The organism is Zoogloea oryzae (genome assembly GCF_030161255.1).
Lineage (GTDB): Bacteria > Pseudomonadota > Gammaproteobacteria > Burkholderiales > Rhodocyclaceae > Zoogloea > Zoogloea oryzae.
On sequence record NZ_BSPX01000091.1, the window covers coordinates 1 to 14,864 of the forward strand.

Consider the following 14,864-nt stretch of genomic DNA (forward strand, 5'->3'; position numbering starts at 1 on the left):
GCTACGCGCCAGCTCGGCGTAGTCCTGCGCGCGCTGGGTGGCGAGCGGCAGCTCGGCGCTGCTGCGGCGGATCTCGGCGTCCAGCCGCGCCAGCCGGGCTTGCAGGTCCGACCACTGGTCCTGCAGGTGGCGTTGCGCGGTGCTCAGGCGCGTGGGGTCGGCACCGGACAGGTTGGGCAGCACCGGGGCACGACCGGTGTCCAGGGCCTGCAGCAGCGCGCTGGCGCGGGCAATCTGCAGCTCGGCCTGCGCGCGGGCCTGCTCGGCGGCCAGCTGCTCACCGTCACTGAGCCGGGTGTCCAGCTCGACCAACAGATCGCCGGCGTGCACGGTCTGGCCTTCCTCGACGTGCAGCGCACGCACGCGGGCGGTCTCCAGCGCGGCGACGGTCTTGCTCTGGCCGCGCGGCACGATGCGCCCGCCGGCATTGGCGATGATCTCGGAGTGCCCCAGGAACGCCCAGGCCAGCACGCCGAACACACCGGCTACGATGATCCGCGCCACCCAGCGTCCGGTGGGTGATATCGGCTCTGCCTGAAGCGCCAGCGCGGCTGGCAGAAACTCGGCTTCGTCGCGCGTGTGCGGCGGCGGCGTCAGCTCGTCGCGATGCTGCCAGGCGTGGCGCCAGGCGCGGCCGTAGCGGCCCAGCAGTTCCGCTGCAGCCTGCAGGCGGTGGATGATGGCCATCGGTTCAGGCCTCCTGTCCGGCCGCGGGTGCGCCGGGCGGCTGCGGCCGCGGCGGTGCGGCGGGCGTCTCGGCATCGCCGAACTGCAGCTGGTGAAGCCGGCTGTACACGCCATGGGGGTTGCGCAGCAGCTCGGCGTGCGGGCCCAGTTCGACGATCTGGCCACGCTCCATCACGACGATGCGGTCGGCGTCGCGCACGGCCGAGAGCCGGTGGGCGATGATCAGCACGGTGCGGCTGCGGCAGATGCGGCGCATGTTGTCCTGGATGATCTTTTCGGATTCGTAGTCGAGCGCACTGGTGGCCTCGTCGAAGATCAGGATGCGCGGGTCGGTCAGCAACGCACGGGCGATGGCGATGCGCTGGCGCTGGCCGCCTGACAGCCCGGTGCCGTGCTCGCCGACGATGGTGTCGTAGCCCTCGGGCAGCTCGCAGATGAACTCGTGCGCACCGGCCAGTTGTGCGGCCTGAATCACCGCCTCAATCGGCGCAGCCGGCTGCACCAGCGCGATGTTGTCGCGCACAGAGCGGTTGAACAGCGTGTTCTCCTGCAGCACCACGCCGATCTGGCGGCGCAGGCTGGCGGTGTCCACCACGGCAATGTCCTGGCCATCGACCAGCACACGACCGCGGTCGGGCACGTAGAGGCGCTGCGCCAGCTTGGTCAGCGTGCTCTTGCCCGAGCCCGATCGGCCGACGATGCCGATGACCTCCCCCGGCCGGATCTGCAGCGACACCTGACGCAGCACATCGGCGGCGTCGGGCCGGTAGCGGAACGACACCTGATCGAACTCGATGGCACCCTGCAGCCGCGGCAGCCGGGTCTTCTGGCCGGCCACCTCGGGCGGGGTGTTCAGAATGTCGCCGAGCCGGCTCATGGAGATGCCGACCTGCTGGAAATCGTTCCACATCTGCGCCAGGCGCAGGATGGGGTTGGCCACCTGGCCAGCCAGCATGTTGAAGGCGACCAGCTCGCCCACGCTCAGACGGTGGTCGATCACCAGTCGCGCGCCGAACCACAGCAGCGCCACCGTCACCAGCTTGCTCACCAGCTGCACGCCGCCGCCGGCCAGCGTGGCGACGCGGGTGACTGCCAGACTGGCACTGACATAGCCGGCGAGCTGCTGATCCCACTTCTGCGTCCAGCGCGGCTCCACCGCCAGCGCCTTAACGGTGTCGATGCCGCTCACGGTCTCGACGAGAAAGGATTGGTTCTCGGCGCCGCGGTTGAATTTCTCTTCGAGCCGACGCCGGATCAGCGGCGTGAACAGTAGCGACAGCAGCACGTACACCGGGATCGAGCCCAGCACGATCAGCGTCAGCGGCACGCTGTACCAGAACATCACCGCGATGAAGACACCGGAGAACAGCAGGTCCATCACCAAGGTCAGCACGTTACCGGTGAGGAAGCTGCGGATGCTCTCCAGCTCGCGCACGCGAGCCACCGAATCGCCAACCCGACGCGCCTGGAAATAGGCCAGCGGCAGCGCCAGCAGGTGCCGGAACAGCCGTGCCCCCAGCTCAACGTCGATCTTGCTGCTGGTATGCGCGAAGACCCAGCTGCGGATACCTGACAGCAGCGCCTCGAACAGGGTGGCGCCGAGCAGGCCGATGGCGATGACGTTGAGGGTGGTCAGCGCCTGGTTGACCAGCACCTTGTCCATCACCACCTGGAAGAACAGCGGCGTGGCTAGGCCGATGAGCTGCAGTACCAGCGACACCAGCAGCACCTCGGCCAGGATGCCGCGGTACTTGACGATGGCCGGGATGAACCAGCTGAAGTCGAACTTCGCCAGCGCACCGGCCCAGCTGGCCTTGCTGGTGACGTAGACCAACTCGCCCGTCCACACGGCCTGCAACTGCTCCAGGGTCCACAGTGCGGGGAGTTCGCCGGCGCGCTGCACCAGCACACGGCCGTCGGGGCTGAGCCGGGCGACGACGAAATGGCGGCCTTCGGTGTCGCAGGCGATGGCCGGCAGCGGCGCCTGCGCCAGCCGCGCTGGATTCTGGCGCACGGTGCGCGCGTGCAGCCCCACGCCCAGGGCCGCCAGCAGCAGCGCGGCAGGGTCGAACGCGCCTTCGCCGTGCGTGTGGCGCAACTGCGCCTCGTCGGCGGCCACGCCGTGCAGCGCCGCAATGGCCAGCAGGCTCCACAGGCCGGCGTCGGGCGTGGAGGGCGCGCCGGGGTTCGCTTCCGGGGTCCGCACGGCGCGCGTCAACCCGCAACCGCCAGCATCATGCTGCGCGGATCTGCCGGCGGCGGATCCCCAGCGCAGCCGCGAGCGCCACCGACGTCAAGGCCAGGGCGCCCGGCTCGGGCACACTGGCCGTCGCCTGAGGCACCAGCAGGAACGACACGTCGTTGCCCAGCCCATCGTAGCCGTTGGCGATGATCCAGCCGTTGTCGTTGATGGCCAGCGCCTGCGCCAGATACCAGCCGTCGTTCGACAGCGCCGGATCGAGGTAATCGTTCAGGTCGATCACCGAGCCGCCGCTCCACAGCGTGGCGTGCTCCTCGGCATCGCCCAGGGTGTAGGACGCCCCGGTCACCTGCCCGAGCTCGTTGATCCAGAACGCCGTGCTGTACGAGCCGCCCAGCGTACCCAGATCGGTCACCGTGCCGCTGCTCCACAAGGTGGCGTGGCGCTCCGAATCACCGGCGATGGCGGAGCTGCCGACAGCATTGCCGGCGCTGTTGAGGGCGTTGGCCCAGCTGTAGGAGCCGCCCAAGGTGCCCAGATTGGTCACCGTGCCGCCGCTCCACAGCGCGGCGTGCTCTGCCGCGTCGCCGACGGTCAGCGCCGAGCCCGCCACCTGACCCAGTTTGTTGATGGCAATGCCCCAGCTATTGGTGCCACCCAGCGTCCCCAGATCGGTGGCCACGCCCGACGCAGACCACAGGGTGGCACGCTCTGCCGCATCACCGGCGATCGACGAAGTGCCGGCGATCTGGCCAGCATCGTTGATGCGCATCGTCCAGGCATAGCTGCCGCCCAACGTGGGCAGTTCGGTGCCCACGCCGCCACTCCAGCGCACTGCGCTCTCGGTCACATCGCCCGCGGTGGCGGACCCGCCGGCCACCTGCCCCACGCTGTTGATCGCCGAGCCCCAACTATAGCTGCCGCCGATGGTCCCCAGGTTGGTGGGCGTACCGCCGTTCCAGACCACGGCACGGGTGTCCACATCGCCCGGCAGCGCAGCCTCGCCCACCACCTGGCCGGCGTTGTTAAGACCCGACGCGTACACATAGGTGCCGCCGAGCGAGGGCAGTTGCGTGAAGGTGTAAGCCGCCGCGCCCGCGGTGCTGGCGACGCTGCCCAACAGCAAGGCCACACCACCGCGCTGGAGCCGCTTGGCCCACCGGCGCGCTGCCGAAGTGGGCATACGCTGCTCGGCACCGGCCCATGCCACTACAGCTTCGTCATTCTTCAGAACCATGATTTCTTCTCCAGGAATTTCACGTTGTCAGTGCGCCCTCATTTCGCGACACTTCGGCTGCCTTCCCCCGGGCAGCAGCATCCAAACCCCGACAGATGGCGCGCACGAAAATGGGCACCACGCCCGTGGTGCCGATGACGCGGCAAGACGCGCCTTCGTTATCGATGATGCAATCAGGTGCGGCCCGGGCATGGAGCCCGGGCGCAGGGGTATCAGCCAGGAATGGCCAGCATGACGGTGCGCGGATCCATTGCCGTCGGCGCAGCCATCAGCGCCGCGGACGCGCTGCCGCTGTCCAGCGTTGCCATGGCCTGCACGAGCTGGTCGGCGGCGCTGCTCATCGGGTAACGATCCCAATCCACAGCACCCGCCGGGGCGTCTTCGTCGGTGATCAGCACATAGCTCCTGTCGCGCCAGAGCTGGTCGAAGGTCAGATCGAAAGTGCCGATCCAGCTGCTCCCACCCGTCGAACCCCAGGGGTTGCGCACCGTGAAGGTGTCGGCACTCGAGTTGTAGCCCAGGATCGAATACATGTGCCCGCTCACCAGTTCCCGTTTGCCGTCGCTGGAATTGCGGATGGTGTAGCTGGCGTACAGCACGTCTTCGTCGTCGGTCGTCAGTGCCGCAACCATGGCCTTCTTGGTGGCCACGGGATCGGCAGGATCGTCACGCGCGACGTTGTAGGTGTCCATGTGCCGGCCGGTAAAGGCCTGGATGGCTTCGTCGTTGCCGCCCTCGATGGAGGCGTAGGCGTTGGCGTCACCCCGAACCATCGAGGTGTAGCTGACGAAGGCCTTTTCGAGCACCGACACCCAGTAGGCGCCAGAGGTCGAAACGCCCGTGCCAGCGGTGCCCGCGCCGGGCAGCTCATCGTTCACGGTGACGTAGAGCAGCTCGTCCTTCAAGCCATACATGCGCACGCCGTAGGTGCCGTTTCCGTTGTCGGTGATCATCGATTCGATCAGCTCCGGATCGTCGTCGGCGATGTTCACGAGACTGGCCAGCATGTAGCAGTTGCCCACCTCGGCCTGCGAAATCTCGGCGTCGTCCGGCCCGTTCTTGGAGTACAGCGGCAGGTCGACGCGCGAGTAGGCGGTGCTGTCGGTCCAGGTGGGCAGATCCTGACCCAGAAACCACTTGTCGATCAGCTTATCGAAGGTGTAGGCCGAGCGACCGACGTCGAGGTTGCCCAGCGCGTTGTGCATGGCAGTGCCGCCCGTCCAGGTGGCGTTGCCGGCGCTGCCGTTGATCACCGCGTTGGTGATGCCGTAGAGGTACGAATCGGTGCCCAGCACCTTGCCGACCGAGGCAGTCAGGGTCTTCAGGTCGTTGAACTGGGCGCTCGTCAGCGTCGAACTGCCCATGGAGGCGTTTACGTCTTGCAGCACCTTGAGCAGGCCGTTGTAGCTGAACAGCGATTCGCCGCTTTGCAGCGCCGCGCTCACCTGCGTGCGGATGCCGCTGACGCTCAGGTTATTGAGCAGCGCGGTGGTTTCGTCCTTGGCCTTCTGCACGACGGCCCTTTGCGTGGACGACAGCGCTGCCAGTTGCGTGGCGCTGAAGTCGGCGGTCAGTTCGGTCAGCATCGTGCTGTTGAGGCCGGTTACGGCAGCCGGGCTGAGCCACTGCACATGGTTGCGCAGACCGTCGAGCTGGCCGGGGGTGAGCACCTTCACCTGACTGGCGCTCAGTGCGCCGAGTTGCTGGGCATCGAGCGCCGCGAACTGCGCCGCCGTCAGCGTGCTGAGTTGCAGATTGGTCAGGCCGGCGAGGCGTTCGGCCGGCAGCGCGGCAAAGGCGGCCGGGCTCAGGCCGTGCAGATTGGTGCCCAGCGCGTCCAGCTGGCTGGCGCGCAGGCCCGTCACGGCCTGGGCGCCGAGGCCGGCTACCTGCGGGCTGCTCAGCCAGCCGATCTGGGTCGAGCTCAGGGCGGAGATCTGCGCACCGGTCAGCCCACCAACCTGTGCGGCGGTCAGCACCTTGACCTGTTCCTGGGTCAGCGCGGCAAGGATGCCGGTGCCCAGGGCGCCGATCTGGGCCGGTGTCAGCGCCCTGAGCACACTCTTGGGCGAACCCAGGGCGGCGAACTGGGTGGCCGTCAGTGCGCCCAGGTGGGCCGTATCCAGGCCGGCGATGGCTGCGCTGTCGAGCCATTTGACGGCGCTGGTCGGCAGTTGGCCAAGGGTGCTGGGGGACAGGCTGTTCAACCACTTCCCGTCGGTGTAGTACCAGAAGGAGTCGGACTGCTTGGCCAGCTGGGCTGCGCTCAGGGCGCCGATGTGGGCGGCGTCCAGGGCCCACAGGTTGTCCTTGCCGATATCGTGGATGCGGCCGACCGACAGGGCGCCGAAGGTGCTGGTGCTGAGCGCGTTGAACCACGCCGGCGTGAGGTATTGGTAGTTGTAGTCGCTGATCGCCGCCACCTGGGCCGCCGACAGCGCGCCGATGGCAGCCGGGCTCAGGCTCTCCGGCGAGTCAAGCGCACCGATCTGCTCCGGCGTCATGGCCTTGACGTGTGCAACGTCCAGCACCGCCGTTGCGCTCGAACTCCAGTTGCTCACGGCAAAGGTTGAAGACAGCTTCGGCATCACGCTGAGCGAGATCGAGTTGATCCAGGCGCCCGACAGGCGCCCCCAGCGCGATTCCGACACTTCACCCAGCTGGGCGCTGGTCAGGGCGCCCACGTGGGCCGCGTTCAGGCCCGACAGCGTGGTGAAGGACAGGCTGGAGATGCGGCTGACGGGGATGGCCGCGAAGGCCTTGGCCGACAGTGCGTTCAGCCAGGCGGCATCGAAGATCGACCACGCGCTGCTGATGATCGACGGCACCTGCGTCGGGCTGAGGGCAGAGATCGCCGACGGCAGCAGCCACTCGGGGTGGGCCATCTGACCGATCTGCGTGGGTGACAGGGAGATGACGGTGGAAGCGCTGAGCGATTGGTACTCGGCCTTCGTCCAGCTGGAGATCTTGGCAACGTTGGGCATGGCGGTTCTTCTGATCTGATACGCCGGCGCAGACGCCTGTGCCAACCGGCGGTGGTTGTCATTGCGGATGCGCGGTGGCCCGTCAGGCGCGCCGACCACCAAGCCAATCCCAGCTTGAACCACCGGAACTGCCTCCCCCTTCCGCGACTTACCCCTATAGCATATCCAGGGATGCATTGCAGTTATGAACTTTAGCTTACAAGTATTTGATGTCAAGGGCCTAAACGGGTAAGCAGAGCGGCCTAATTAACACTTCAGTACAATCAGCGTGAGAAACATCACGACACGTTTGAACAAGCGCAATTGCGAGTTGACGCCCCCCTTTTCCCGGGACATCCGCATATGCCATACGCAGTTTCATCTTCTGAAAATGCGTGCAAGTGCCTTGAGGGCAAGCATCGAGCCAACCATAAGCTTGCCCCAAGCCCTGACGCCGGCGGGCGATAGCAGTAACGGCGATCCGAGGCGACCGCATCCGCACCCTGATGGTCGCGGCGCTGTACGCCGAACGGGTAGGCGCCAGTCCCGAGTGCAGCGAGATGGAGGAAGGAGGACGCCGTGTCTTCGAGTTCTCCGGCAAGTGGCCATTGGGCCCGACCGGGCCATGCCGATGTGTACCGCGCTGGTGAGGCGCTTCGACTTGCCCGGCGGCCTATGGGAGAAATCGCTGAAGTCGATGGAGCTGGCGGCCTGCCAGCACAGGACGGGCACGGGGGGATGCCCCGCTCACGCCTCAGGCAGATTGGGATGGAAGCCGGTTTCCGAAGCCACTTAACGAGCCAGCACGACGCCTCGCGTCTTTCGTCGCCTTATCCGCCGCAGTCATTTGGGTTGCGCGAACATCCACATGGCCTAGGTTTCGTCGTCTTCGCCAGAGCCCACCGCAGCGCGGCCGAGGCGGTCGATGACGGCGGACCATTCCGGGCTGGCCGGCGGGGCTTCGACGAGGATGCGGCGGCAGCCGGCGGTGTCGAGATCCCGCAGCGCGGCGTAGAGATCATGGCCGTAGGCGGCGGCGTCCGGCGCGGCTACAACCCAGCGCACGCCGTCCGGCAGACTGCCCGGACGCGCCATGCGGGCGAGCACGGCATCGCCCGGCTGGAGGGCTGCCAGCAGATCGGCGCCCGCAACCAGCTCCAGCGGCGTGCGCGGCGCATAGTGGGCGGCCAGCGCGCCGGAGACCCGGGGCGCGACACTGCCGCCCCGCTCCGCCTCATCCTCGCCACGCAGGCGCGGGCGACGGCCGATGACGCGGGCGATGTCGTCCACGCCGATCGCGCCGGGACGCAGGATGACCGGCACATCGCGGGAGAGATCGAGGATGGTGGATTCGAGGCCGACCTGACACGGGCCGCCGTCGAGAATCAGTGGCACGCGATCGCCGAGCTCCTCGCGCACGTGAGCGGCAGTGGTCGGGCTGATGCGGCCGAAGCGGTTGGCCGACGGCGCCGCGATGCCGCCGTTAAAGGCGCGCAGCAGTTCGAGCGCAACCGGGTGGTTGGGCACCCGCAGGCCGACGGTATCCTGCCCGCCGGTGACGAGATCAGGCACGTCTTCGTGCTTCTTCAGGATCAGCGTGAGCGGGCCGGGCCAGAAGGCGCGGGCCAGGGCGATGGCTTCCTTGGGGATCGCCCGCGCCCACTGGGGCAGCTGCTCGGCGTCGGGCAGATGGACGATCAGCGGGTGATCCGACGGGCGGCCCTTGGCGGCAAAAATCTTGGCGCAGGCGTCGGGGTTCATCGCGTCCGCGCCGAGGCCATAGACGGTCTCGGTGGGCAGGGCGACGAGGTCGCCCCGGCGGAGCAGCGCGACGGCCTGCTGGATGTCGTTCATGCGGCCGGCTGGATCAGTCGCCGCGTACGCCGATGGCGGCGCGGGCGGCCAGCGCCTTGGCCAGCACGTCGGCGGCGTCGCTGCCGACCACCGTGAAGTGACCCATCTTGCGCCCATGGCGGGCGTGGTGCTTGGCGTAGAGGTGCAGCTTGAGGCCGGGCACGGCATGGAGAATCGACCAGTCCGGCTCCCGGTAGCGGCCGTGGGGCTCGCCGCCCTCGTACCAAAGCTCGCCGAGCAGATTGACCATCACCGAAGCGCTGTGCTGGGTGGTGTCGCCCAGCGGCAGGCCGCACAGGGCGCGCACCTGCTGCTCGTACTGGCTGGAGACGCAGGCGTCGATGGTGTGGTGACCGCTGTTGTGCGGGCGCGGCGCCATCTCGTTGACGAACAGCTCGCCGCGGCTCACGAAGAACTCGACCGCCAGGGTGCCGATGAAGCCCAGCCGCTCGGCGATGCGCTCGGCGTACTCCTGGGCAGAATCACGCAGGCAGCCGCTGGCCCGGGCCGGGGCGATGGACACGTCGAGGATGCCGCGGGTGTGCTGGTTCTCGACGGTGGGGAAGCACTTCACCTTGCCGTTCTCGTCGCGGGCGAGCACCACCGAGACTTCGTAGTCGAGGGTGAGCATCTGCTCCAGCACGCAGGCTTCGTTCTTGAACTGGTGGAAAGCGTGCAGGGCCTCGGCGGCGTTGGTGACGCGGGCCTGGCCCTTGCCGTCGTAGCCGAAGCGGGCCACCTTGAGGATGGCCGGGTAGAGGCTGGCGGGTGCGGCGGCGATGTCGGCTTCCGAATGGATCACCGCGAACGGGCCGTGGGGCAGGCCGTTGTCGCGCAGGAAGGATTTTTCGGCGATGCGGTTCTGGCACACCGCCACGGCCGAGGCACCCGGACGCACCGGAATGAACTTGGCGAGGTAATCGAGCGTCTCGGCCGGCACGTTCTCGAACTCGGTGGTCACCGCAGCGCAGGCATCGGCGAGAGTATCGAGAGCGGCGAAATCGTCGTAACCCGCCTGCAGGTGGCGGTCGGCGATCAGCCCGGCCGGGCTGTGGGGATCGGGGTCGAGCACCCAGACCTTGTAGCCCATTTCGTGGGCCGCGGCGACGAAGAAGCGGCCAAGCTGGCCGCCGCCGAGCATGCCGAGGGTGGCGGGCGGGAGGATCATCGCGTCAATCCTGGAATCAGATCGGGTCGAGGGTCATGGCCAGCACGCTGGCGGTCTGCTCGGCACGGAAGGCGTCGAGTTTGTCGGCCAGGGCGGCATCGGTGGCAGCCAGCAGCGACACGGCGAAGAGGCCCGCATTGGCGGCGCCGGCTTCGCCGATGGCGAAGGTGGCCACCGGAATGCCCTTGGGCATCTGGACGATGGACAGCAGGGAATCCTTGCCCGACAGCGCCTTGGACTGCACCGGCACACCCAGCACCGGCAGGGTCGTCTTGGCGGCGATCATGCCCGGCAGGTGGGCGGCGCCACCGGCCCCGGCGATGATCGCCCGAAGGCCACGCGCGCGGGCTGCTTCCGCGTACTCGAACATCAGATCGGGAGTGCGGTGGGCGGAGACGACGCGGGCTTCGAAGGGCACGCCGAACTCCTTCAGCACCTTGGCCGCAGCCTGCATCGTGGGCCAGTCGGAGTTGGAGCCCATGACGATGCCGATCACCGGCGAGGAGGTTTGGGTCAAGGTGGAAGAGGCGTTCATTGCGTGTCCAGACTGTGTTCAGAATGCGCCCGAAGGCGCGGACCGGGCATCAGCCCTTGAGTTTGGCGAGGCTGCGTTCAGCCGACACCACGGTGTTCACCAGCAGCATCGTAATGGTCATCGGGCCCACGCCGCCGGGAACCGGGGTGATGGCGCCAGCGACTTCCTTGGCGGATTCGAAATCCACGTCGCCGCACAGCTTGCCGTCCGGAAGGCGGTTGATGCCCACGTCGATGACGGTGGCGCCCGGCTTGACCATGTCGCCGGTGACGAACTTGGGCTTGCCGATGGCGGCCACGAGGATGTCGGCGCGGCGGGTGTGGAAGTTGAGGTCGCGGGTGCCCGAGTGGCACACGGTGACGGTGGCGCCGGCAGCGGTGAGGAGCATCGCCATCGGCTTGCCGACGATGTTGGAGCGACCGATCACCACGGCTTCGGCGCCGCGCAGGGGCATCTCGATGCTCTTGAGCATCTCCATCACGCCGTTGGGCGTGCACGGCACGAAGGCTTCCTGGCCTTGCGACAGGCGGCCGACGTTCTCAGCGTGGAAGCCATCCACGTCCTTCTCGACGGCGATCGCTTCCAGCACTTCCTTCTCGTCGAACTGCTTGGGCAGCGGCAGCTGCACCAGGATGCCGTGCACCGACGGATCGGCGTTGAGCTCGGCGATCTTGCCCAGCACGTCGGCGGGGGCAGCATCTTGCGGGTATTCGAACTTGAGGGACTTGATGCCGGCCTTCTCGCAGCCAGCCACCTTGTTGCGCACGTAAACGGCCGAAGCCGGATCGCCGCCCACCAGGATCACCGCCAGACAGGGCTGGGTGCCCTTTGCGGTCAGTTCAGCCGCCTTCGCGGCGAGTTCTCCGCGGAGTTTCGCGGAAAGCGCGTTGCCATCGATGATGCGAGCCGTCATGCCTGCGCCCCTCAGGAAAAACCTGAGAGTCTACCACGACTTAGCCGTAATTCACGCACCAGCCGCACCGCATTGGGCGGACTGCGGCGAACGTCAAGATAGTCGCCCCTTGAATATTCAATTACCCTCAACGAGCGGCCCGCCAAGCCGCCTGGCAGCGTTGCCACTGACAGCCCGACCACTTCTAAGGCGTGGACTAAACCGCTCTCCCGGTAGTCCTTCGATCCCGCGAGGTGGTCGCGGATAGCACCGCGCGGTTTCCTACCAGCAGCGTCCGGCTGTCCAGAATGGCGGCCGAGGGATGGGGTGTGCGCCCATTGGCCAAGCGCAACAGCATGCGCAAGTCGTGCACGATGGCCTCGAAACAGCCGGCCTTGAACCAGCGCTGCATCTGCTGATGCACGCGCGACCAGGGCGGCAGGTCGTTGGGCAGCATCCGCCACGGACAACCCGTGCGCACGACATAGCGAAGCGCATTGAACACTTCGCGCAGATCGTGCCGGCGCTGGCCGGCATCGAGCGGAAAGAGGATCAGATAAGGTGCGACGAACGCCCATTCTTCGTCGCTGACATCGGTGGGGTAGGGTTTGCGGTCTGCCATAGCCCGTGAATCTTACGATGGCATGGTTCAGAACATGCTCTAGGAAACCCGGGGCGGCTCAGCCTGAGTAAGCCTCCGGCGATCCCATCTTCCCCCGACCTCTTAGCTCGCTAACCATAGTGTCCACTACGCCTTAGAAGTGGACACTTCCATGACCACCCCCCAGCCCCGCCGTACCCGTCGCACCCACTCCGAGGCGTTCAAGCAGTCCCTGATCGAAGCCTGTAGTGAGCCCGGCGCCTCTGTCGCCGGTGTGGCCCTGGCCAACGGGATCAACGCCAACCAGCTGCGGCGCTGGATGCGCGAGCGGGGCATCGAGCCGCCCGAGTTGTCCCGCCTGCCCTTACGTGTGGCGGCCTCCGAGCCGATGGGCGGCTTTGTCCCAGTGCAGCTTTCCCCCAGCCTTGAGGCCCCTATCCGGCTGGAACTTCGCAAAGGCTCCGCGGTGGTCACGGTAGACTGGCCCGCGTCCTCGGCCGCCGCCTGTGGTGTCTGGCTGCGCGAGTGGCTCGGGTGATCCGGGTCGAAGCCTTGTGGCTGTCGGTGGCGCCGCTCGACATGCGGGCGGGCATGGACACGCTCCTTGCCCAGGTGGTGCAGGTCTTCGGCGAGGCGCGCCCGCATCACGCCTACCTCTTCGCCAACCGGCGCGGCACACGGATGAAGGTGCTGATCCACGACGGCCAGGGGATCTGGCTCGCCTGCCGGCGACTGCACCAGGGGCGCTTCCGCTGGGCGGAAGGGGCCGGTTCGCTCACGCTCACCCACGCCCAGTTCGACGCCTTGGTGCTGGGTCTACCCTGGCAGCAGCTAAGCGGTGACGGGTCGATCCGGATGATTTGACTGTCCACCATCCGGAGTTGCCCCGATGGTGAGCGGGGTCATGGCGCGGCATGATCCAGGCATGGTTCTCCCCGCCAACCTCCACGCACTCGACGCCGACGCCCTGCGTCAGCTGCTCATCGCCCAGAACCGGGAGCTCACCTGGCGCCAGACCAAGATCGATCAGCTCACCCACGAGCTCTCGCTGCACAAGCGCTGGCGTTTCGGCGTCAAGACGGAGCGCCTGCCGGCAGAGCAGGCCCAACTGTTCGAGGAGACGGTCGAGGCCGACCTGGCGGCGATGACCGAGGAGCTCGAACAGCTCTCCGGCAAGCCGTCTACGGCCAAGGGACAGGCCAAGCGCAAGCCGCTGCCGCCGGAGCTGCCCCGCACCGAGATCCACCACGAACCGGACTCCACCCTCTGCGCCTGTGGCTGCCAGATGAAACGCATCGGCGAGGACGTGGCCGAGAAACTCGACTACACCCCGGGCACCTTCAGCGTCGAGCGCCACGTCCGTGGCAAATGGGCGTGTGCCCAGTGCGAAACCCTGATCCAGGCCCCGGTGCCGGCCCACGTGATCGACAAGGGCCTCCCGACCGCCGGGCTGCTGGCTCAGGTGCTGGTGGCCAAGTACCAGGATCATCTGCCGCTCTACCGCCAGGAAGGTATCTTCGGCCGGGCGGGGCTCGCGACTCCCCAATCGACGCTCGCCCAGTGGGTCGGCCAGATGGGCGTGCAGCTCCAACCCCTGGTCGATGCGCTGAAGGCAGAACTCCTCGCCTTCCCGGTGCTGCACGCGGACGAGACGCCGGTGGCGATGCTCGACCCCGGCGCCGGCAAGACCCACCGGGCCTACCTGTGGTCCTACAGCATCGGTGCCCACGATCCGGTCCGGGCGGTGATCTACGACTTTGCCGACAGCCGCGCGGGCAAGCACGCCCAGGACTTCCTGGGCGACTGGCGCGGCACCCTCGTCTGCGACGACTACTCGGGCTACAAGGCCTTGATCACCAAAGGGGTGACGGAAGCCGGCTGCATGGCCCACGCCCGGCGCAAGTTCTTCGAGTTGCAGGAGCGCGGGCAGAGCCAGATTGCCGGCGAGGCGCTGGAGCGCATCGCCGGCAATCTACGCCATCGAGCAGGCGGCCCGCGAACTGGACGCCGAAGCCCGCCAGGCGCTGCGTCAGACCAGGGCGAAGCCGCTGCTGGAAGAGTTCAAGGCCTGGCTGCTGCAATGTCGGGGCAAGATTCCCAACGGCTCATCCAGCGCCAAAGCCATCGACTACACCCTCAAACGCTGGGCCGCGCTGACCCATTACCTGACGGATGGGCGCATCCCCATCGACAACAACTGGATCGAGAACCAGATCCGGCCGATTGCCATCGGCCGTAAGAACTGGCTCTTTGCCGGTTCGCTGCGCGCCGGCAAGCGGGCCGCGGCGATCATGAGCCTGATCCAGTCGGCGCGCCTGAATGGGCACGAGCCCTTCGTGTATTTGAAAGACGTTCTTACCCGCTTGCCGGCTCAGCCGCAGAGTCGGATCGGGGAGTTGTTGCCGCATCGGTGGCGACAGGATTCAGCCTGAGGCGCAGTCAAGAGGGGATTGCCGGGGGCTTACCAGCCTGATCCAGTCAGCACCCCTAAATGAGCATGAGCCCTTCGCCTATTTGAAGGACGTCCTCACCCGCCTGCCGACTCAGCCGCAGAGTCGCTGTTGCCGCATCGGTGGAGGCCGGATTCCGCCTGAAGCTCGGTCAAGAAGGGATCGCCGGGTGCTTACTACGGTTAGCGAGCTAAGGGGCCGGGGGAAGATGAGTTGGCCGGGTGCTTACGCTTAGTGTCGGCTTTGTTGTTTTCCAAAGCGTAACACCCCCTGAGGC

At 67.2% G+C, this 14,864-nt stretch carries 11 protein-coding genes and 3 pseudogenes; 5 read left to right on the plus strand and 9 right to left on the minus strand.

Going from position 1 to position 14,864, the window contains the following annotated elements; genetic code table 11:
* From QQK25_RS20170 to QQK25_RS20210, 9 genes and pseudogenes are all read right to left on the minus strand, one after another.
* Window positions 1–687 (minus strand): putative HlyD family type I secretion protein (locus tag QQK25_RS20170; RefSeq protein ID WP_284189570.1); only part of this gene is annotated, 687 nt, incomplete at its 3' end.
* Window positions 688–691: 4 nt separating this feature from the next.
* Window positions 692–2,893, minus strand: a complete 2,202-nt coding sequence (locus tag QQK25_RS20175; protein ID WP_284189571.1) for a type I secretion system permease/ATPase — start codon at window positions 2,891–2,893, stop codon at window positions 692–694.
* Window positions 2,894–2,921: 28 nt separating this feature from the next.
* Window positions 2,922–4,124 carry a PEP-CTERM sorting domain-containing protein gene (locus QQK25_RS20180; RefSeq protein ID WP_284189572.1) on the minus strand — a complete coding sequence of 401 codons (1,203 nt, stop codon included), beginning with the start codon at window positions 4,122–4,124 and terminating at the stop codon, window positions 2,922–2,924.
* Between the two features lie 212 nt (window positions 4,125–4,336).
* A complete protein-coding gene (locus QQK25_RS20185; protein WP_284189573.1) occupies window positions 4,337–7,108 on the minus strand; it encodes a C2 family cysteine protease in 2,772 nt (923 codons plus the stop codon).
* An 852-nt stretch (window positions 7,109–7,960) separates the two neighbouring features.
* Window positions 7,961–8,941 carry an L-threonylcarbamoyladenylate synthase gene (locus QQK25_RS20190; protein WP_284189574.1) on the minus strand — a complete coding sequence of 327 codons (981 nt, stop codon included), beginning with the start codon at window positions 8,939–8,941 and terminating at the stop codon, window positions 7,961–7,963.
* A gap of 13 nt (window positions 8,942–8,954) precedes the next feature.
* The gene (locus QQK25_RS20195) at window positions 8,955–10,109 is read right to left on the minus strand and encodes a 5-(carboxyamino)imidazole ribonucleotide synthase (protein ID WP_284189575.1); all 1,155 of its coding nucleotides are present in this window, start codon (window positions 10,107–10,109) and stop codon (window positions 8,955–8,957) included.
* Between the two features lie 16 nt (window positions 10,110–10,125).
* Window positions 10,126–10,644 (minus strand): 5-(carboxyamino)imidazole ribonucleotide mutase, encoded by a 519-nt coding sequence (purE, locus tag QQK25_RS20200; protein WP_284189576.1) that lies wholly within the window; start codon window positions 10,642–10,644, stop codon window positions 10,126–10,128.
* Between the two features lie 49 nt (window positions 10,645–10,693).
* A complete protein-coding gene (gene folD, locus QQK25_RS20205; protein ID WP_284189577.1) occupies window positions 10,694–11,557 on the minus strand; it encodes a bifunctional methylenetetrahydrofolate dehydrogenase/methenyltetrahydrofolate cyclohydrolase FolD in 864 nt (287 codons plus the stop codon).
* 268 nt (window positions 11,558–11,825) lie between these two features.
* A pseudogene (locus QQK25_RS20210) lies at window positions 11,826–12,158 on the minus strand (transposase); the annotation flags it as partial.
* Window positions 12,159–12,297: 139 nt separating this feature from the next.
* Here QQK25_RS20210 and QQK25_RS20215 point away from each other — a divergent pair.
* From QQK25_RS20215 to QQK25_RS24355, 5 genes and pseudogenes are all read left to right on the plus strand, one after another.
* Window positions 12,298–12,675, plus strand: a complete 378-nt coding sequence (locus QQK25_RS20215; RefSeq protein ID WP_284189578.1) for a transposase — start codon at window positions 12,298–12,300, stop codon at window positions 12,673–12,675.
* On the plus strand, window positions 12,663–13,001 hold the full coding sequence (gene tnpB / locus QQK25_RS20220) for an IS66 family insertion sequence element accessory protein TnpB (RefSeq protein ID WP_284189579.1): 339 nt from the start codon (window positions 12,663–12,665) through the stop codon (window positions 12,999–13,001). Before QQK25_RS20215 ends, tnpB begins: the two co-directional genes overlap by 13 nt.
* Before the next feature lie 61 nt (window positions 13,002–13,062).
* Window positions 13,063–14,202: pseudogene (gene tnpC / locus QQK25_RS20225) on the plus strand (IS66 family transposase); the annotation flags it as partial.
* Window positions 14,162–14,569, plus strand: coding sequence for an IS66 family transposase (locus QQK25_RS20230; protein ID WP_438696556.1), 408 nt, complete (start codon window positions 14,162–14,164; stop codon window positions 14,567–14,569). The pseudogene tnpC and the gene QQK25_RS20230, both read left to right, overlap by 41 nt.
* Before the next feature lie 28 nt (window positions 14,570–14,597).
* A pseudogene (locus tag QQK25_RS24355) lies at window positions 14,598–14,731 on the plus strand (transposase domain-containing protein); the annotation flags it as partial.
* Window positions 14,732–14,864: the final 133 nt, after the last annotated feature.